The organism is Anaerosporobacter sp. (genome assembly GCF_031551385.1).
Taxonomy (GTDB): domain Bacteria; phylum Bacillota; class Clostridia; order Lachnospirales; family Lachnospiraceae; genus Anaerosporobacter.
On record NZ_JAVBNS010000186.1, the window covers coordinates 1 to 18,371 of the forward strand.

Here is an 18,371-nt window from a genome sequence, read left to right on the forward strand (position 1 = left end):
CAAAGATAATATTGCAATTGTAGATAAACTTGACTTTACAGAAGAAGAACTTCGTGTGATTGAAGAGATTTTAAGTAAATAAGATAATGAATAAATGAAAATGCAAGGACGATGATACTAATTTGAGTTTAGCTCAAGTGGGTGTTGTCGTCTTTTTTTGTGGAAATGGATTAGTAGAAAGTTTCGGCTTAGAAACGTTTTGAAAAGAAACAAAATCTCCTTGACAATTGGAAGTGATAGAAGTAAAATTAAATTCATACAATTCCTAGTTGGTATATATGGTAATATAAACTAGGTAGAAAAATAAGCAAAAAAAAGAAGTTATCAATAAGGTATCATTGTAGAGAGGAGTGTTATAATATATGAAACGAATACTATGCTTTGGAGATTCCAATACATACGGATACAGACCAGATGGACTTGGAAGATATGATGAAACAATTCGTTGGACAGGTAGAGTTCAGGAGATACTTGGTAGAGATGAGTATACTGTGATTGAGGAAGGATTGTGTGGAAGAACGACAGTCTTTGAGGATGAGATTCGCCCGAATCGTAAAGGAATTGATGCAATTCGAATGATTATTGAAACACACAATCCAATTGATATTGTAATTATTATGCTTGGAACAAATGATTGCAAGACAAGATATGGTGCATCGGCTGGTACGATTGCAAGAGGTACAGAGCAGATTATTGAGCAAGTACGCCAATTTGCTGGTAATCAGACAAGAATTGTAATTTTGTCACCTATCCATTTAGCAAAAGGTGTTGGTGAAGATGGCTTTGATCCAGAATTTGATGAAAAGTCGGTTGAAGTATCGTTACAGTTAAGCAAACAATTGAAACGAATCGCACTTAGTAATAACTGCAGTTTTCTTGATGCTTCAACAGTGGCAGAACCAAGTACAAAAGACCGTGAACATCTTGATGAAGAAGGGCATGAACAATTAGCAAATTTGGTTGTTACTAGAGTGAAAGAACTTGTAGAAGGTTTTTACTATGGTATTATATAAAGATTAAAACAAACACTACTAATTTGAAATTTAAATTAGTAGTGTTTGTCTATGAAAACCGAAGTTTTTACGTGTTAATTATTGTTGCAACATGATATACTTATGTCATAGAAAGTGAATTTATTTAGTTTTCAAAAGGGAGGAAACGAAGTGGGGAAGGATTGTAAGAAAATAAGCTTAGGATTATTCTTGGCAACATTTCATATTAATTTAGGAACAGTACAGATATTTCCGAGTGCTTTTGGCTGGCTTCTTGTAGTACTTGGAGTTTATGCAATAGCCAAAGTACAGGAAGAACCGCAGATAAATAACGCAAAAAAGATGAGTCTAATATTATTTGTAATTCAGCTATTAGATTTATTCGGAGTTTGGAATGATATTGTTACGAATGCTTATATTGTATCTGCAATGGTTTCAGCAATAGAATTGCTGTTTGTCTTTTATTTCTTTGATGGAATGATAAAGATGTTGGAAGCAAAGGGAAATCTTGATTACGCAAGTGAAAATGAAAAAATGTTAAGCCGATATAAGATTTTATACATTATAGGAATTTTGCTTCTGTGTATTATTGGTTTAGTGGGAATTAATCCATTAGGGAGCTGTATTGTAGTTTATATGCTTGTACTTAGAATCTATATTATATATCGAGTGTATAAGCTAAGTTGATGGTGGAATTGATAAAAGTATAAAATATAGGCGAAGTAGACAACATTGAAAATTACAGTTTTATGTGTGGGAAAAATTAAAGAGAAATATTTTACATTAGGGATTGATGAATATACAAAGCGACTAAGTCGTTATTGCAAATTAGAAATTATAGAAGTACCCGACGAGAAAACACCTGATAACGCATCAGAAAACGAAGAGCTTCAAATCAAAGCAAAAGAAGGTGACAAGCTTCTAAGATACATAAAGGACAATGCCTATGTAATCGCTCTTGCCATTGAAGGTAAGATGCTGACCAGTGAAGAACTATCAGAGAAGATGGAACAGTTAGGTGTCAATGGAGATAGCAATGTGGTTTTTGTTATTGGTGGTTCTCTTGGTTTGGATAAGAGAATACTAGATAGAGCTGATTATAAGCTTAGCTTCTCGAAGATGACATTTCCACATCAGATGATGAGGATGGTGTTGTTGGAGCAGGTTTATAGGGGGTATAGGATTATGAAAGGTGAACCGTATCATAAATAGAACCCTAGTAAACACAAGCATTACAACAACTTGAAATTCGCTTTGACTTCCGTTTGACAATTCACTCTCGGATAGATGGTATAAGTTTATCAAAGAATATTTTATAGAAGAAGGTAGCATATGAAAATAGGAACAGAATTAATTAATGATATTAATGAATGTAAGGTAAACTATGGAGAATTAGCCTTTTGGTGGCTTGGTCAGATGGGATATGCTATAAAGATAGATCAGACGATTCTCTATATTGACGCATATTTAGAAGATAGTAATGCAAGGAATATACCTACATTATTAAATCCAAGTGAGGTAAGAAATGCAGATATTATATTAGGTACTCATGACCACGATGATCATATTGATCGTTCATCGTGGAATCAAATGTCTAAAAGTTCTCCAAATGCTAAATTTATTACCCCAAGTATACTCCTTCCTTCTTTAGCTAAGGATTTAGAGATAGAAGAAGAACGATTTATTGGTCTGAATGATGGAGTAGATGTTAATTTAAATGGAATTTCCATTAGAGGAATTGCTTCAGCACATGAAGCATTAAATCAAGATAAGAGAACAGGAGAGTATCCTTGTCTAGGATATATAATTGAGGGAAATGGGGTAAAGATCTATCATGCAGGCGATACTTGTATTTATCCAGAGTTATACAAGAAATTAAAGGAGAATAGTCATTTTAGTGCAATCTTTCTACCTATTAACGGTAGAGACGCAAAACGATTAGAAAACAATATTATTGGAAATATGACCTATCAGGAAGCTACGGATTTGGCGGGGTATATAGAACCGGATTTGGTAGTTCCAGGACATTATGAGATGTTTTCGGAGAATAGTGAGAATCCAGAATTATTTACACGTTATCTTAGGGTTAAATATCCACATTTAAAGGCTTGGGTTGGAGAACATGGAGAAAGGGTTATCTTACAACCAAGAAAAAGCTAACTTATTAGTCTTATATTTAAGCACAAAATATGTTATAATATAACATACCGTTTTAGTTTACATAAGGATATAAAAAACTAAAGAGCACTGTGGTTATTCAGGGGGATGATGGCAGTGGAAAGGAGACAACATTGAGTACAATTTTAGTTGAAATTGAGAAATGTGTAGGGTGTAATGCTTGTGTTAGAGTATGTCCAGCGAGAGAGGCTAATGTTGCTCGTAAGGATGAGAATGGACAGCTACGTATTGAGATTAACGATGAAAAATGTATTAAGTGTGGTGCTTGTATTAAGATTTGTTCACATGAGGCTAGATATTTTCAGGATGATACAGATCGGTTTTTGGCAGATTTGAAAGCGGGGCAAGAAATTGCATTGATTGCAGCACCTGCGATTAAAATAGCTTTTGATGGTAATTGGAGACATGCATTGCAATGGTTGCGGATTCATGGAGTGCAGGCAATTTACGATGTTGGATATGGGGCTGATATATGTACTTGGGCGCATCTTCGTTATTTGGAAAAACATCCTGATACGAAGATTATTTCACAACCATGTGCAGCAGTGGTAAATTATATTGAACATCATAAACCAGAGTTGATATCAAGTCTATCTCCAATCCATAGTCCTATGTTGTGTACTGCAATTTTTATGAGAAAGGTAATGGGGTATAAAGGAAAGATAGCAGCGATTTCGCCATGCATTGCGAAAATCGATGAGTTTCATGAAACAGGAGTTATTGATTACAATGTGACAATGGAACATTTGAAAAAATATTTTAACGAAAACAATGTAGATTTACCAAAGGTTAAGATATATAGTGAATTTGAGTTTGATGTTCAACAGGGATTAGAAGGAGCAATTTATTCTAAGCCAGGTGGATTAATGACGAACCTATTAATTCATGAACCAGGATTAGATGTTATCACTTCGGAAGGTGTTGAAAAATTATATGACGATTTAGATACTTATAATTTGCAGAAGAAGAGTGTACTTCCGGTAGTATTTGATGTGTTGAACTGTGAGAATGGATGTAATGGTGGACCTGCTACAGGCATGGATTATAATCGGTTTATAATGAATAATATTATGCACGATGTAGAGCATTATGCGAGGGCGGTTCGTAAAAAAGAAACAACAAAAAAAGGTTTAGATAAACAGTTTGAAGAGTTTGATAAAAAATTAAATATTGATGATTTTATGCGTATATATAAAGTGAAGAAGAAAAATACTGCTGAGATTACAGAGCAGCAAATTGAAAAGGCGTTTTTGGAACTTGGCAAAGTCACAGAAGGAGAACGTCATTTTGATTGTCATGCTTGTGGCTATAAGCAATGTCGAGAGATGGCTATGGCATTGGTAAGAGGAATCAATGAAAAAGAAAATTGTCATCAATATATGATGAAATATATTCGTGAGGAGCGACGCAAAGTTGCAAAAGTTAACGAAGAAGTATTAAAGCGAAATCATGAACTGATGGTTATATTTTCTGAGTTGATTGAAAACATTGATAAGGTTAAGGAAGAGGCGGACATCATTCGTGATGTAAGTGTGACTAGTAGCAAGGAAATGGAAAACATTGTGCTACACATGAATGAGCTGAATAAGTTGAATCAAAACATATCAGGTTCTATGGAAAATATTAATGAGAGTGTGGAATCATATAATATTATGACACATGATGTAGAAAAGATTGCAGGTAAGATTAGTTTGCTTTCATTAAATGCATCAATAGAAGCTGCAAGAGCTGGTGATGCAGGAAGAAGTTTTGCTGTAGTTGCATCTAATATTCAAGATTTATCAAGTAGTTCAAAGGCATCTGTTGGTAATGCACGGGAAAATGATGAAGGAATTCATCGTGCCATTGAAGATGTTACGCAGATTATTCAGAATTTCAATGAAACGACAGGAGAAATGTTAACAGTTGTAGATACAGCAATTGAAAAAGTTGGGCAAACATCGGATAAGAGTCTTTTAATTAAGAGTTCTATGGATAAGGTATCTCAGATGGCGGATCATGTGAAAGATGTAATCGAGCAAACGAATATAATATTAAGTGAGCAGTAGTATACACATGAACCAACATTTGGTATCATATTGCGAATTATTGAGCAGTATGATATGATTGCGGAGCAGGCAAAAGTAATTGTCTGCTCTTTTTGCATAGGTGAACAGAATAAGTCGTTGAAAATTCATCAAACGCTTAAAGAGGGTAACCCGTTTCGAAATTTACATGCAGTTATAGACTTAGATGTTTATATAAAAAGGATTAGAAAAAATGAATTATTTAAATGCGCTGGATGTACTTCCAGCAGAATTATTAAAGGAAATTCAAAAATATGCAGGTGGAACACTGCTTTATGTTCCTAAAGAGGAAGCAGAGGCAAAGACGTGGGGAGAGGTTTCCGGTCAAAAGAAATATTTTAAAAGACGTAATAGAATGCTGATTAATAAATTTAAATATGGGATAACAGTGCAGCAATTGGCGAAGGAATATTGCTTGTCAGCGGATACCGTAAAGAAGATTGTTTATTCCAGAAAAGACTCTAGTGAGCTTGTTTTTTGTCCAGATATCAATTCTGCAAAAGAGTATAATGATAATCAACTTTTAGAGGAGTGGATTCACACCTACCTTCTATTTGAAAGAAAGAATAAAGTCTTTTCAGATGGTTTGTATAAAGAAACTAGATACTACGCTGGACCATTGGCAATGCCATTGAGTTTACTTGTAAGAAATAGTGGTCCTGAAGAGGATATGAAGTGGCAGGTTAATGGTGAAGTATTTGAATGTAGGGTGGAGAGTTGGAGAGAAAAGATTAGAAATAATACGATTTTGCCTCCTATTATTGTAGGTTATACAGATGGTGAATTTGAAATTAATTGTAACAGTCCATTATTTGAAGCATTACTAAGAGAAAATGTTACATATTTTCCTGTAATAATGTGGTGTACATCAGAACACGATTATACAGATTTTATGAATAAATATTCGCCATATACCGAGTTTGTTTTAAAGTGATGTTGGAATAATCTTTGTAGAAGATTTCTGGTATACTTTCTGAAAAGTATGCAAGGAGTTGAGAAATGGTTATAGAAGTGTATGTGAAAAACAATATATATCAACATATATTAGTGTTAAAAACAAATCGTAAGAAGAGAAATTATTACAAGGAATTTGTTGTTGAGGGAGTAAGAAATATTAATGAGGCAATACGTAATGGCTGGAATATTAAATATTTTGTTTTTATAGAGGGAAAGATATCTGATTGGGCGCAAGATATACTGCATGAAGTTAAGACAAATATAAATTATCGATTTTCTAAAGAATTGATGAAGGAACTAAGTAGTAAAGAAGATACATCAGAATTGATGGCAGTTGTTGAAATGCGAGAAAATGTATTTGAGCAGATAGAGTTATCTACAAATCCGTTTTTTGTACTGTTTGATAGACCTTCCAACAAGGGCAATCTTGGTACATTAGTCAGGTCATGTGATGCGCTTGGGGTAGATTTGCTTATTATAATAGGACATGCTGTAGATATATATGACCCAGACGTAATTGTATCATCAATGGGTTCGTTTTTTTCTTTGAAGATAGTAAGAATATTGGATAATAATAAATTGGATGAATTTATTTGTAATGTAAGAAAGAAGTATAGCGATTTTAAAATGATTGGTTCTACAGCACATGTTCAAAAAACAATTTGTGAACTGGATTTGACATCACCACTTATGTTGATGATTGGAAATGAAACAAAGGGATTGAGCTATCACTATAAAGAGAAGAGTAATGAATTGTGTAGCATACCAATGGCAGAAAAGGCAGTTGCGTCATCGTTTAACGTAAGTTGCGCAGCTTCAATCATGATGTATGAAGTGGTAAGACAGAGGACAAAATTATGATATATGGTACATATAGTATAGCAAAAGAATATACGGAAAATGGGAATATAGAGCAGTGGATACAGCTTTTTCTGCGCAACGATGGTAAAAATTTAGCATTGGCAGATGGTTTGCTTTTGGAGAAAAGGCATTATATTGGATTAAGAAAGATATCAATAGAGCTTTTATCCAATATAGAAAGTGGTGCGCCTAAGTATTTGAAAGATGATAATTCTATCAAACATTTTTTTGCAATTGTAGATAAGATGAAGGAATACATTGAACACTGGGATGCTCCACCGCTGATTGTGAACTATGTTGAAGGAAGATTTGAAGTAAATGATGGACGACACAGATTAGAAATGTATAGGCAACTGAAAATGGAATATGTGTATGTTGTGTTATGGGTTACTGAGGATGAAGATTATAATAAATTGATGAAACTAGTGTGATAAATCAAGATTTATTATACGCAACTTTGTGTCTGTGATCCAAAGATTGTAGGATATGAGAAAGGCAGAGGTATTAAGATGATAGGAATTTGTTCAAAATGTGGAAATCATAATTGGGATAAAGAAGTTATGAATGGACAGGTTAAATGTCCGAAATGCGGAGATACATGGAAGTTCAATTCGTTGCCATTATATATATTAACTGGTTGTAGCGGGATTGGAAAAACGACCACAGGGATTGAAATAATGAAAAAGCAGATGGATGTTGTTGTTTTAGACGCGGATATGTTTTATAACATTATGCCGGGTGCGACGGAGGAAGATTATTACGCACAAGTTGAACAGCTTGAAAGTTTGTCAAAGAATATTATGCAAAGTGGAAAGCCAGTACTTTGGACAATGGCAGGTAATCTTGATAAGCTGAAACATACTTACAATAGCAGATTCTTTAGTGATATTCATTGTTTGGCTCTTGTGTGTGATGAAGATGCTTTGAGAAGTCGAATGACAGAAGGAAGAGGAATTGTTGATGAAGGCTGGATTAAAAGCTCTATAGATTACAATAACTATTTTAAGACGCATACAAGTTTAGGTGATACGGAATTTGATATATATGATACGAGTGAAAAAAGCATGTCGGAAGTGAGTGATTATGTGATTGGGTGGATGAAGAGAACTGATATATAGCAAAGAGTTAAGAAAGTAATATAAAAAAATCTGAATTATATTTTGGATTATTAGTCATATAAAAATGTTCCTTTATAGTAGTTATGATGAAGCATATCATAGGTGCTATAAAGGAACGTTTTTTTTATAAGAGAAGAAAAAATATATAAAACAGGATAAAATGTAGAAAGAATATGGAATTTGTTGTATAATTATTAAAATAGTAACAGTATATTGAGTTTTTAGTCAAGGGAGGATTAATATGAAAGAAGAAATAGAAAAAACAAGATTAAAAAAAAGAAGATTTAAAACTAGTTGGAATCGATACAGTATCAGTAAGGAAATTCCTAAACATGAGAAACAGTTTGTCTTAGGAATGCTTGATATGATTGATGATGATGCACTAAGATTTCGAATAAGCAATTTACTTATTTGGTACATCGATAAAGCAACAAGTAATAAAAGATTCTATCAGCTTTTTAGTATTATTGCAATAGCGGCAAATGTTTCTATACCAACAATTAATTTATTAGGAAACGGGGAATATCTTAGTATTGTAAATAGCGTAATAGCAAGTGTAGCAGCATTTGCATTATCTATAAATGGATTGATGCATTACAAAGATAACTGGACAAAATATCGAAGCGCAGCAGAGAAAGTGAAACAATATGTAGCAGATTATCTAATTGAAGTAGAAGGTTATCGTGAACATAAGAATGAAGAAGGCTATGATATTTATAAAGACTTAAAATCTAAATTAGTAAAGCAGATCAATCACGTGATAGACGAAGAACACAAGCAATGGTTTGAGCTTCATACAAATACAAAAGAAGAAACGAAAGAACAAACAAAAGAACAAACAAAAGAACAAACAAAAGAACAAACAAAAGAACAAACAAAAGAAGAGAAGTGAAATAGCTGAGAGCAGAATACATTGCTTAATTTCTTGGTATAGGAAAGTTAAAAATATGAGAGGAGTACATATGAGTAAAGCAAACAAAATTGGTGCAAGAGTATTAACGGAGAATGAATGTAAATTAATACTTCCTACATATGAAAAGATATTTGAACAAGTAAAAGCAATTAGAGAAGAGGCAGCAGAGATTGTTAAGCGCCAAATTGAAAATGAAAACGAAAATCAAAAGAAAAAAAAGGATTATCATAGAGAAATAGATCAAAAGACAAATAATATTGGTATTCTAGGTTGTAGAGGAGCAGGTAAGACATCACTACTAAAAACAGTGAGAGAACGAATTAATGACTCAGAAGATAATGAAGATATGGATGTAATATTACCAATTATTATTCCTGAAAATATGTCTACTCACAGTACATTGATGGCGACAATATTAGGAATGTTCAGTACGATAGTAGAAGAGAGACATAAGAAATACATAAAGGAACAGAAAAGTCAAATTTATATGTGTGAGCGGGAACACATATTAATAAAGAAATACAACGAAGTTATTAAACAGTATACATATATTCAGAAAGACTATCGAGATATTTTACTAAATCAATTTACAAGTGAAAATGATTATGTGAAACAGTCAGCTAAAGTTTTTAATTCAGATACTGAGTTTATTAGAAAATTTAATGATTTTATTAATGAATTACTGGGAACGGAAGGAGAAAAACAGAAAGCACTTATTTATATCTTCATTGATGATATTGATTTGAGTACACATCGTTGCTCTGATGTTGTAAAGACCTTGTTATCTTATTTATCTAATTCAAGAATTGTAACATTTATTTCAGGTGATTTAGAAACATTTGAGGAGGCGCTTACTTTAGAATTTTTAAGAGCAGAGAAAGCCCTTGACAGTTCTATTTTTGATACAGCATATTTAGGAGATAATAATAAAACATTATTAGAGCGGAAACAAGTTTTAGCATATGAGTATTTAAAGAAAATTATTCCACCTGTGTTTCGTCACGCTATTAAACGCTGGACGTTATCAGAACGAGGAAACTATGCCATAGATTTGGAGAATAGTAGATTGACTTTGAGCGATTTGCTTTGTGATACATTAAAAGCATATGTCCAACCAAGTTATTTTAGATATGTAAAATTAAATGCTTCTTATGAGATAGATGAAAAGGATAAGTATAGCAATTTATCATATACGTATAACCTATTTGATGATACATCTCGAGGTCTAAATAATGTATATAATGTGCTGTTGGAAATAAATAGCAAAACAAAGAGTGATGGAAGCATTGACTTAAGTGATAGAAAATTAATAATAGAGACAATAGTTGCATCTAATCCAAGCTATAATAGTATGAGGGATAAGATTTTTAATGATATGATTGTTTTAGGAGGAACAGAGGAAGATTCAAAAGTTATCTTTGAAAATGCCGAACCAATTATTAATTCAAGTGGTGATAGTTATGATGAACTAAAAAAAGATGTGAAATTTAAACTATTTATATTAATGGATTTTGCGCATCGGTTATTGAATAGCAATGTAGTTGATATTATAGGTGAATATTATAATAATATGAAAGAAAAAACACTATATTTGTTGTTATCTTCAACGGTAGTATCCAAAAGAGTATGTAGTGATCAGTTAAAAGTAATATTGCCTAAAATGAATAAAAGTGAAGATATATCTTCTAATGAGGATAATACTCTATATTATGGTGCAGTTGATCTAAGTATTAGTGATTTTACTATGAAAGTAAAAAAAAGTCTTGATAGAACTGGAGTTTTTCGAACAGTGGAGTTTATTGGAATGCGTTATGAAGGATTTTGTATGAAGGATTTTATAATTCGTATTCTATTTAAATGTAAAATGGAAATAAGTCTATACCTATTTAATAATCTTCCTATGGACAAGATTGTAGAATGTTTAAATGTAAATCTTATGGAAGATGAATCGCGTATTGATGATTTGGACGAACTATTATCTACACTTATTGTATGTTTTTTTTATGCATTACAATCTTATTGTTATCTACAAGATAATAAAAATTATGGAGAACTTATGCAAGATTTAATTAAAGATATGTATGAAGATTTTGGTAGCGAATTTAATTATATACAAATGAATGTATCGAAGAGTACAGATAAAAATATTTGTTCTGCTGTGTTCGATACATTAGCTTTAAACTTTGATGCAAGCATTTTAGATGGAACTCTCATAAAAAATCTATTGTATATGTTAGTAATAGATAAGAGTTCAAAATTGATTGGATATAATAATGATATAGTTTCATTTATAAAAAAGATGAATAGTGAAAATAATTTTGAAAAAATATTTGAGGAGGTGAATTTTGTAAAGGTTTCTGCTGATAAGTATAAACTAAATAAAATCGTAATTCCGATAAGTGAGAAAGAAAAAGAAGAATATATTGATCGAAGAAAAATAATTCAAAATATAACTCAAAATAATTTATGGAAAATGAATTATTGTGATAGTATAAAAACGTTTATCGTTCAAGAAATAAAAAATTTGGTCTTAGCTTATTGTTGGGAAGAAAGTATCAATCTTGCAAATCTAGAAGAAAGCTATAAGAAGTTTTTAATTAGTAATAAAGGAGTTAGTAAGACTAAAGCAAAGAAATTACTTGCTAGTGCAATAAGCAATGAAATAGGTAATTATTCAAATATTAATAGAAAAGTAAAGGAGGTGAATTTTTCTAAATTCTATTTTGAATGTTTATCATTATCTACAAATTTAAATGTTTGGTATGGAAGGTATGAAGCAAGTGAAATGGTAAATGCGTTGAATGAATGTTATTATGATGTTGATGATAGTGTAGATATATCATATTTACAATTTCTTCTGTGTCACTATATAGTATATAAATCACAAGAGATGAATTTGGTAGAGATAAGCAGAAAAGCGGAGATTATGTCGCAATTTACAGAACTACTATCTCTGTCACATGAACAAGCTGACCGAGCAGTATTGAGTATGTTTATTGAAGAAATAAACAATGGAGTGGAAGATAATAATAGGATAACAGAGGAAAGGTTGGATAAACTATTTCATAAAGCTAAGGCAGGTAGTAAATAATGATAAATGATTCAATTAATCGCTATTTAGGAGTATTATGCTATCCGTTCACTTCATTGGATTTTTTTTATGAGGATAAGCTTAAAAAGTTTATAGGAGTTCGAAATAGTATTAAAGATGATTTGACAAATAGGGAAAACCTGGAGAAATCCATAATAAGTTTGAAAAAATCAATCAAAGAAGACGTAATTCATTATATTGGTAGGAATTATATTGTAAACTCATACGATGAAATCAATTTGTATTGTGAGATGTGTTTTTTATATAGTGAACAAGAAAGTAACCATGATTTTTATGTTAATTTATTTAAGGCACTGGCACAATCATTTATTTCACAAAGGGATGGGAAAATAGTTTTTAAATATTGGAAGAATGATAAAGATAATGATTTACTTGGTGGATTTAGTGGAAATAATAAAATCTATTTATTCCATAGTTTGATGCGTCATGTACCATTAGATTTTATAGTTATGACCTATATGAATGTAAATGGTGATGACGAACAAGATATGTATTGTTTTAATAGCTATTATGGAAATATTGAGGTTGCAGATCAATTATTAGCAAAGATATTGCAAAAAGGTGTTGCCGAAAATCATTTACATAGTGGGGTATCAAGAACATTTCTTAATATATGGGATAAACTAATGGAATATACAGGTGGAGAGGATGAACATCTATATTTAATGCTCCCTTTGGACAATCATAGTTTAGTTTCAAAAACGGAGTTACAGTTTTATGTAAGTGCATGTAGATTGATTCGTGCATGCATTTCTATAGAGATAGCGACTAATTATGGGGTTTTGGGAAATTATAAAGATAGTGATAACAATGAAAACATTGAGCTGAAATTTTTTGTTAACATGTTCAAATCGGGAAAAGAATTGCGTGTATTTTATGAACAGCATTTTAAAGATAATCCCAAAGAAATAGATGGCTATATGAAATCACTTTGGGAGGAAGTATTAGAATATATTAAATGGTCAGAGCATAGGGATTGTAATCTAGTACGAGCTATTTTTAAAGTAGATAACACTATAAAGACATATGATGAAATTATTTTTTTATACTATGCTATGAAGCATTTCTTATCCGAAGAAAAAAGCCTTGAACAAAAATGTATAAATGAGCTAATAGTACAATATTTACGTATTAAGAATTTTGTATTTAATACGTCTGTACAACAGAAAACGATTAAAGGTTTAGATTACTTTCAAGTAGAAAAGTATAGTAAGAATTCAAAACTTAATAGGATAAAGAATACAAAATTTTGGGAACAGGCGATTCGGGCACAGTTTCAAAACACGGATTTAACAAAAATAGAATTTCGTGTTAGCTTACATAAAAACTGTTCTGAACTTAGAAAAATGGTAAAGGATTTTTTACAAGCTTATTTGCAGATTTTACGTAGTGATTATTGTGTGACAAATCACAATAATGAATATATAGTACAAAGAAGAATGCCTAAAGTTGGCTTGGTTTTTCATCTGTTAAAGCGTTATGATGATTCAATTCCTGATAAGTGCATTGCCTTGGGGGAAGTAAATCATCGTAAATTGCAGTATGGTGAGTTACAAGACAATTATATTCAAGAAATAGAAAACCTTATTGAATTAAGGAAGGAGAATCCAGAACTTACAAAATATCTAGTTGGAATAGATGCAGCTAGTTTAGAAAATTCTACGCCTATTTGGACGTTTACTCCTGTTTTTGAAATAGCTCGTGACAGTACGGTTGAGCCTATAGGTTTATCAAGTTATAATAATTGTTTTAGACAGAGTTTAGGATTTACGTTTCATGCTGGTGAAGATTTCAGACACATATTATCGGGTTTGAGGAGAATGGATGAAGTGGTTACAAATCTCAAGTTTCATGCAGGAGATCGTATTGGACATGGAACAGCAATTGGCATTGATCCAATTCAATGGAGAGTAAGTAATCCTGTAGTTGTGATGCCAAGAATAGAAATCCTTGATAATTATCTTTGGGCATATCACATACTAAGCCATAATTATGCAAAGTTTGAAGCCTCGATACTTGCATATATGGAAGAGGTGATATATAAAACTGCTAAAATGATATATGGAACTACTAGAGGATTAACAACAGCAGTTCTTGTTGATGGGTATTTAAACAATTTTAAAGCAAGTAAATTGTTGGATATGTGCAAAGAAGCAGAAGAACAGCATTTTTGCAAGGAACAACAAGAAAAAAGACTAATATGGGATAGTACCAAATTAACATTTGCTAGGCACTGTAAGTTTTATGTATCACAAATGTACTATCCTGTTAATTATGAGATTACGGAAGAAGATATTATAATTATTCAGGAATTGCAGAGTATTGTTCGAAATAATTTCAGTAGATTAGGTATTGTGATAGAAATCAATCCTTCTTCAAATTTAGTAATTGGAGATTTGGATATAGTGACCGAAAATCATATATATAAAATAAGCAGTATTGAAAAAGAAAAGGATAATATATTAACTTGCGTAAATTCAGATGACCCTACAGTATTTAATACTAACGTTTCAAATGAATTAGCATACATTTATTATGGAATGCTAGAAAGAGGTATTGGTAAAGAAACAGCACTGTCTTGGATAGATAAATTAAGAAAAAATGGTATGGATGCATCATTTATTCAAAGAAATCAAACAGACCAACAAATATACGATGAACTTGAAAGATTAGTGGATAGTATGTAAATATATATTAATACATAAAATTATTGTAGTAATATGTTTATTATATTTGCGGTAAGTGTTACCTGTTATAAACAAAAAAAACAAGTCAAACAATCAATAAATCACTATACAAGCTCTTATCGTCATATCTCTGACACCCTGAACAAAACGAAAGGAATCAACAAAACATGACCCCAATCACCGATATATTACAAAGCCATTTCAAGGTAGCAAGCTTCGATATGGACGGCACTTTAATAAAAGGAACGACATCAAATCTATTTTATGCAAAACTACTCAACGTTGAAGATAAAGTGATTCAACTAGAAAATGAGTTAAAAGCAGGAAGAATTGACTCTAACATTTTTATGGTATCAGTATCAGAAATTATGGACAAGCTCACTGTAGATTATATAAAAGAACATTTTGATTTGTTACCAATCGTAGATGGCATTGCTGAAACCGTCAACACTTTGAAAGAAGCTGGAATAAAGCCTATTATCGTTACTACATCGAATATTTTATTTGCAGAATGTTTCAAGGAGAAGTATGGATTTGATGAGGTGTTTGGTACGGTTCATGAAGTACTCAAAGATGGTACAGTTGGAATTGGAACAACAGTTTGTTCAAGTAAACATAAGATAGAACATGTACAAAGTATTGTGGAGAGTTTGGGTGGAAACATGGAAGATGTATTTGCTGTAGGCGATTCCTTCTCTGATGTACCACTATTTGAGAAGGTTGGCTTTTCTGTTGCATTTAATCATGATGAAACATTAGAGGGAAAAGCGGATTTATATGTTAAATCAAATACAATCTATTCAGTAATGGAAGCGATTGCAGAGTATTTTACATAATACGGAATTGCTATGAATAAAAATAAAGAGAATCAATTGAGGATAGTTATGACAAGTTCATTTGGACATGTATAACTATCCTTTACTAGTGTAAAATTTCATAGTTGCTGTATCTATGAAAAGTATCCATAAAATGCCGTAAAATTTTTTGAAAAAATTGAAACTTTATATATTAATCGAGGGTATTGTTAAGTGAAAGGAGGTAGTATGAGAGACAGCACAATTATAAAAAAGTTAAAAAAGAATAGTGAGAGAGCTCTTGTAGCATTGATGGAGCAGTACATATCGTATGTAATTGCCATTGCAACTCGCATTGGAGGGCAACTGCTAACAAATCAAGATATCGAAGAAGTTTCTTCTGATGTATTTTACGCTGTTTGGAAAAACAGGGATAACCTAATTCAAACAGAAAGTTTAAAGCCGTATATTGCTCAGATTACAAGGAATATGACGAAGAAGAAACTAGTGAAGAGTAGGAATGATTATACATTTGAAGAAGATGTAATAACAGTGGAAGTCAACGATATAGCAGAGGATTTGGTATTAACGGAGCAAGTAGAGGCAGTAAGGAAGCTACTTGGGGAGTTTAAATATCCAGATAGAGATATCTTGCTTGCTTACTATTTCTATGAATTTAAGCTAGAGGAAATAGCAGAGAAGTTTAAACTGCCATTATCCACAGTTAAGTCAAAGATTTATAGAGGAAAAAAGGAGCTTGTTAAAAGATTTGAGGAAGGAGAGTTCTATGAAAATTAATATAAACATACAAAATATATTTAGGAAATTAGACGATGAAGATGTAGCAATGAGCACAGATTCAGGAAGAGAAGGTAGCATAAACGAGGAGAAGATAAAGAAGGAAACATTACGACGAGTACGAGAGGAAAAGACGGCTAATTCTAAGTTGTATTCAAAAAAGTTTTCTAAAGTAGCAATGGTTGCGGTTATGATATTATGCCTTAGTGGTTTTACATATGTAACAGCGAGTGAAGAGGTTAAAATTATTATTTCAGAGCTTTTAGGTATTTCTAAAACAGAAGTATTAGCAATTGGCGAATCGGTTCAGAATAAAGACTATAAATTAACTGTAATTGATATTACCTCTGATACGAATACAGGTTGGGTAACAGTATCTGTGGAAGCAATATCTGAGGATTTAAAAGAAAACTTTAAAGAGGAAGATATTATAAATAAGTTTGTAGATATTGGACATGTTGGATATAGTATTTGCGAGCTAGAAGAATTAGCAACAGAGAACATACGTTATTTTTCGTTTTCGTTTTATGATATTAATAAGCAGAAAAACGAAAGAAAATTAGTATTTTCTCTAGAAGGGATCCGCAAAAAAGTCAAAGTTGTAATACCTCAAACAACGATGTTAGAGAAAGTAAACATAAGTGTACCTGCAACAGAGGAGCATCAAGTTGTTTTTCATAAGATGGAATATTCTGAACTTGGTTTTATGATTTATGGAACGCTAAAAAATGTAACAGAGGATAATGTAAGCATGGAGATATCATTAGAATTCTTAGACGGTTCGAGTAGTGGGTTTTTCCATAGTATTACTAACAATAGGATCGAATTTGATAATGAATGGTTCTCAGGCAGTGGCAATTATATAGATGACAAAGGTAACTATGTAGAAATATATACTTTTTCGAAAAAGATGGATTGGAGCAGTATTAAGGCAATTAAAATTAATGGAACAGAAGTATTCATTAGGTAAACAAGGAATGGAATAAATTTCAAGAGAAATATATGGATAAGGATAAGAAGAGGTAAACCTAGATTGTATTGCAAATCATTTTTACCTGAATAGTAATCTAATCAATCAACTATTTCGTAGCATTTTTGATATCACAATTATGGAATACATACGAAATAGGCGACTTTCAATGGCAGCATATGATATTCAAACTACAAGATTACATATTATAGACATTGCACTGAAATACGGTTATGAAACACTTGAGGCATTTTCAAAAGCATTTACACGTTTCTATGGATTTCCACCGAGTTTTATAAGAAGGACAAATACCCAATTGAGAGTATTTCAGCCAATACAGATTCATCTAGAGATAACGGGTGGCTGGGAAGATGAATTACCATCATTAACGAAACAAACAACTGTAGAACAGGAAATACAAAATACATGTAATTTTCATATCAGCACAAATAATATGAAGCAAAAAAAGGACTGGAGCATATTATTACAACTAGTGAAGAAATTACAGCAGACAGATTTGAAATTTAAAATAGATGGTAAGACAATGATTTTTGCTCAGGGTTTAGAGTTTAAACTTGATAAAATCTGTTTGACATTCAAGTGGAAACAGGAGCAGAGCGTACTAGATTTCTTTAACGAGGATGGGGAATTTGTAGAATCTTATCCAGGGTTTAAGTATTACGACACAGAATTTGAAGGTATAAGAGTCAGATGTATGTTGTATGAGGAATTCCAAGAAACTGACACAGACGAAATATTTTATAAAAATACAGATATTGTTGAAATTGATGCAAATGTAGTTCATGTACAATCATTAGAGTTTTATTATGAAAATGCAAAGCCAGATGAGAAATACTACCCAATGGTAGAAGAATATCTAAAAGCTAGCTTGACAAAATCATAAAAACAAGATAACATAACACTG

General features: G+C 31.8%; 16 protein-coding genes. All 16 read left to right on the forward strand.

All coding sequences use genetic code 11. The annotated features are described in order from the left end of the window. Nucleotides 1-362: 362 nt before the first annotated feature. The 16 genes from RMR19_RS14575 (at nt 363) to RMR19_RS14650 (ending at nt 18,350) form a co-directional block, all read left to right on the forward strand. Nucleotides 363-1,013 (forward strand): SGNH/GDSL hydrolase family protein, encoded by a 651-nt coding sequence (locus RMR19_RS14575; protein WP_310604225.1) that lies wholly within the window; start codon nt 363-365, stop codon nt 1,011-1,013. Between the two features lie 150 nt (nt 1,014-1,163). After that, nucleotides 1,164-1,679 (forward strand): hypothetical protein, encoded by a 516-nt coding sequence (locus RMR19_RS14580; RefSeq protein ID WP_310604226.1) that lies wholly within the window; start codon nt 1,164-1,166, stop codon nt 1,677-1,679. A 45-nt stretch (nt 1,680-1,724) separates the two neighbouring features. Beyond that, on the forward strand, nt 1,725-2,204 hold the full coding sequence (rlmH, locus tag RMR19_RS14585; RefSeq protein WP_310604227.1) for a 23S rRNA (pseudouridine(1915)-N(3))-methyltransferase RlmH: 480 nt from the start codon (nt 1,725-1,727) through the stop codon (nt 2,202-2,204). A 120-nt stretch (nt 2,205-2,324) separates the two neighbouring features. Then, nucleotides 2,325-3,152 (forward strand): MBL fold metallo-hydrolase, encoded by an 828-nt coding sequence (locus RMR19_RS14590; protein ID WP_310604228.1) that lies wholly within the window; start codon nt 2,325-2,327, stop codon nt 3,150-3,152. Nucleotides 3,153-3,283: 131 nt separating this feature from the next. Further along, nucleotides 3,284-5,218 carry a [Fe-Fe] hydrogenase large subunit C-terminal domain-containing protein gene (locus RMR19_RS14595; RefSeq protein ID WP_310604229.1) on the forward strand — a complete coding sequence of 645 codons (1,935 nt, stop codon included), beginning with the start codon at nt 3,284-3,286 and terminating at the stop codon, nt 5,216-5,218. Nucleotides 5,219-5,429: 211 nt separating this feature from the next. Beyond that, the gene (locus RMR19_RS14600) at nt 5,430-6,170 is read left to right on the forward strand and encodes a CD3324 family protein (RefSeq protein WP_310604230.1); all 741 of its coding nucleotides are present in this window, start codon (nt 5,430-5,432) and stop codon (nt 6,168-6,170) included. A 65-nt stretch (nt 6,171-6,235) separates the two neighbouring features. Beyond that, nucleotides 6,236-7,054: a TrmH family RNA methyltransferase gene (locus tag RMR19_RS14605; RefSeq protein WP_310604231.1), complete on the forward strand. Its 819-nt coding sequence runs from the start codon at nt 6,236-6,238 to the stop codon at nt 7,052-7,054. Then, complete coding sequence (locus RMR19_RS14610; RefSeq protein WP_310604232.1) at nt 7,051-7,485, forward strand: ParB N-terminal domain-containing protein; 435 nt, start codon at nt 7,051-7,053, stop codon at nt 7,483-7,485. Before RMR19_RS14605 ends, RMR19_RS14610 begins: the two co-directional genes overlap by 4 nt. 78 nt (nt 7,486-7,563) lie before the next feature. Beyond that, a complete protein-coding gene (locus RMR19_RS14615) occupies nt 7,564-8,172 on the forward strand; it encodes a hypothetical protein (protein WP_310604233.1) in 609 nt (202 codons plus the stop codon). 241 nt (nt 8,173-8,413) lie between these two features. Continuing rightward, nucleotides 8,414-9,064, forward strand: coding sequence for a DUF4231 domain-containing protein (locus RMR19_RS14620; RefSeq protein WP_310604234.1), 651 nt, complete (start codon nt 8,414-8,416; stop codon nt 9,062-9,064). A 70-nt stretch (nt 9,065-9,134) separates the two neighbouring features. After that, nucleotides 9,135-12,176 (forward strand): hypothetical protein, encoded by a 3,042-nt coding sequence (locus RMR19_RS14625; RefSeq protein WP_310604235.1) that lies wholly within the window; start codon nt 9,135-9,137, stop codon nt 12,174-12,176. Further along, nucleotides 12,176-14,884, forward strand: a complete 2,709-nt coding sequence (locus RMR19_RS14630) for a hypothetical protein (protein WP_310604236.1) — start codon at nt 12,176-12,178, stop codon at nt 14,882-14,884. Before RMR19_RS14625 ends, RMR19_RS14630 begins: the two co-directional genes overlap by 1 nt. 167 nt (nt 14,885-15,051) lie before the next feature. Next, the gene (locus RMR19_RS14635; RefSeq protein ID WP_310604237.1) at nt 15,052-15,720 is read left to right on the forward strand and encodes an HAD family hydrolase; all 669 of its coding nucleotides are present in this window, start codon (nt 15,052-15,054) and stop codon (nt 15,718-15,720) included. Between the two features lie 207 nt (nt 15,721-15,927). Then, nucleotides 15,928-16,476, forward strand: coding sequence for an RNA polymerase sigma factor (locus tag RMR19_RS14640; protein ID WP_310604238.1), 549 nt, complete (start codon nt 15,928-15,930; stop codon nt 16,474-16,476). Beyond that, a complete protein-coding gene (locus tag RMR19_RS14645) occupies nt 16,466-17,446 on the forward strand; it encodes a hypothetical protein (RefSeq protein ID WP_310604239.1) in 981 nt (326 codons plus the stop codon). Before RMR19_RS14640 ends, RMR19_RS14645 begins: the two co-directional genes overlap by 11 nt. A 67-nt stretch (nt 17,447-17,513) precedes the next feature. Then, a complete protein-coding gene (locus RMR19_RS14650; RefSeq protein ID WP_310604265.1) occupies nt 17,514-18,350 on the forward strand; it encodes a helix-turn-helix transcriptional regulator in 837 nt (278 codons plus the stop codon). Nucleotides 18,351-18,371 lie beyond the last annotated feature (21 nt).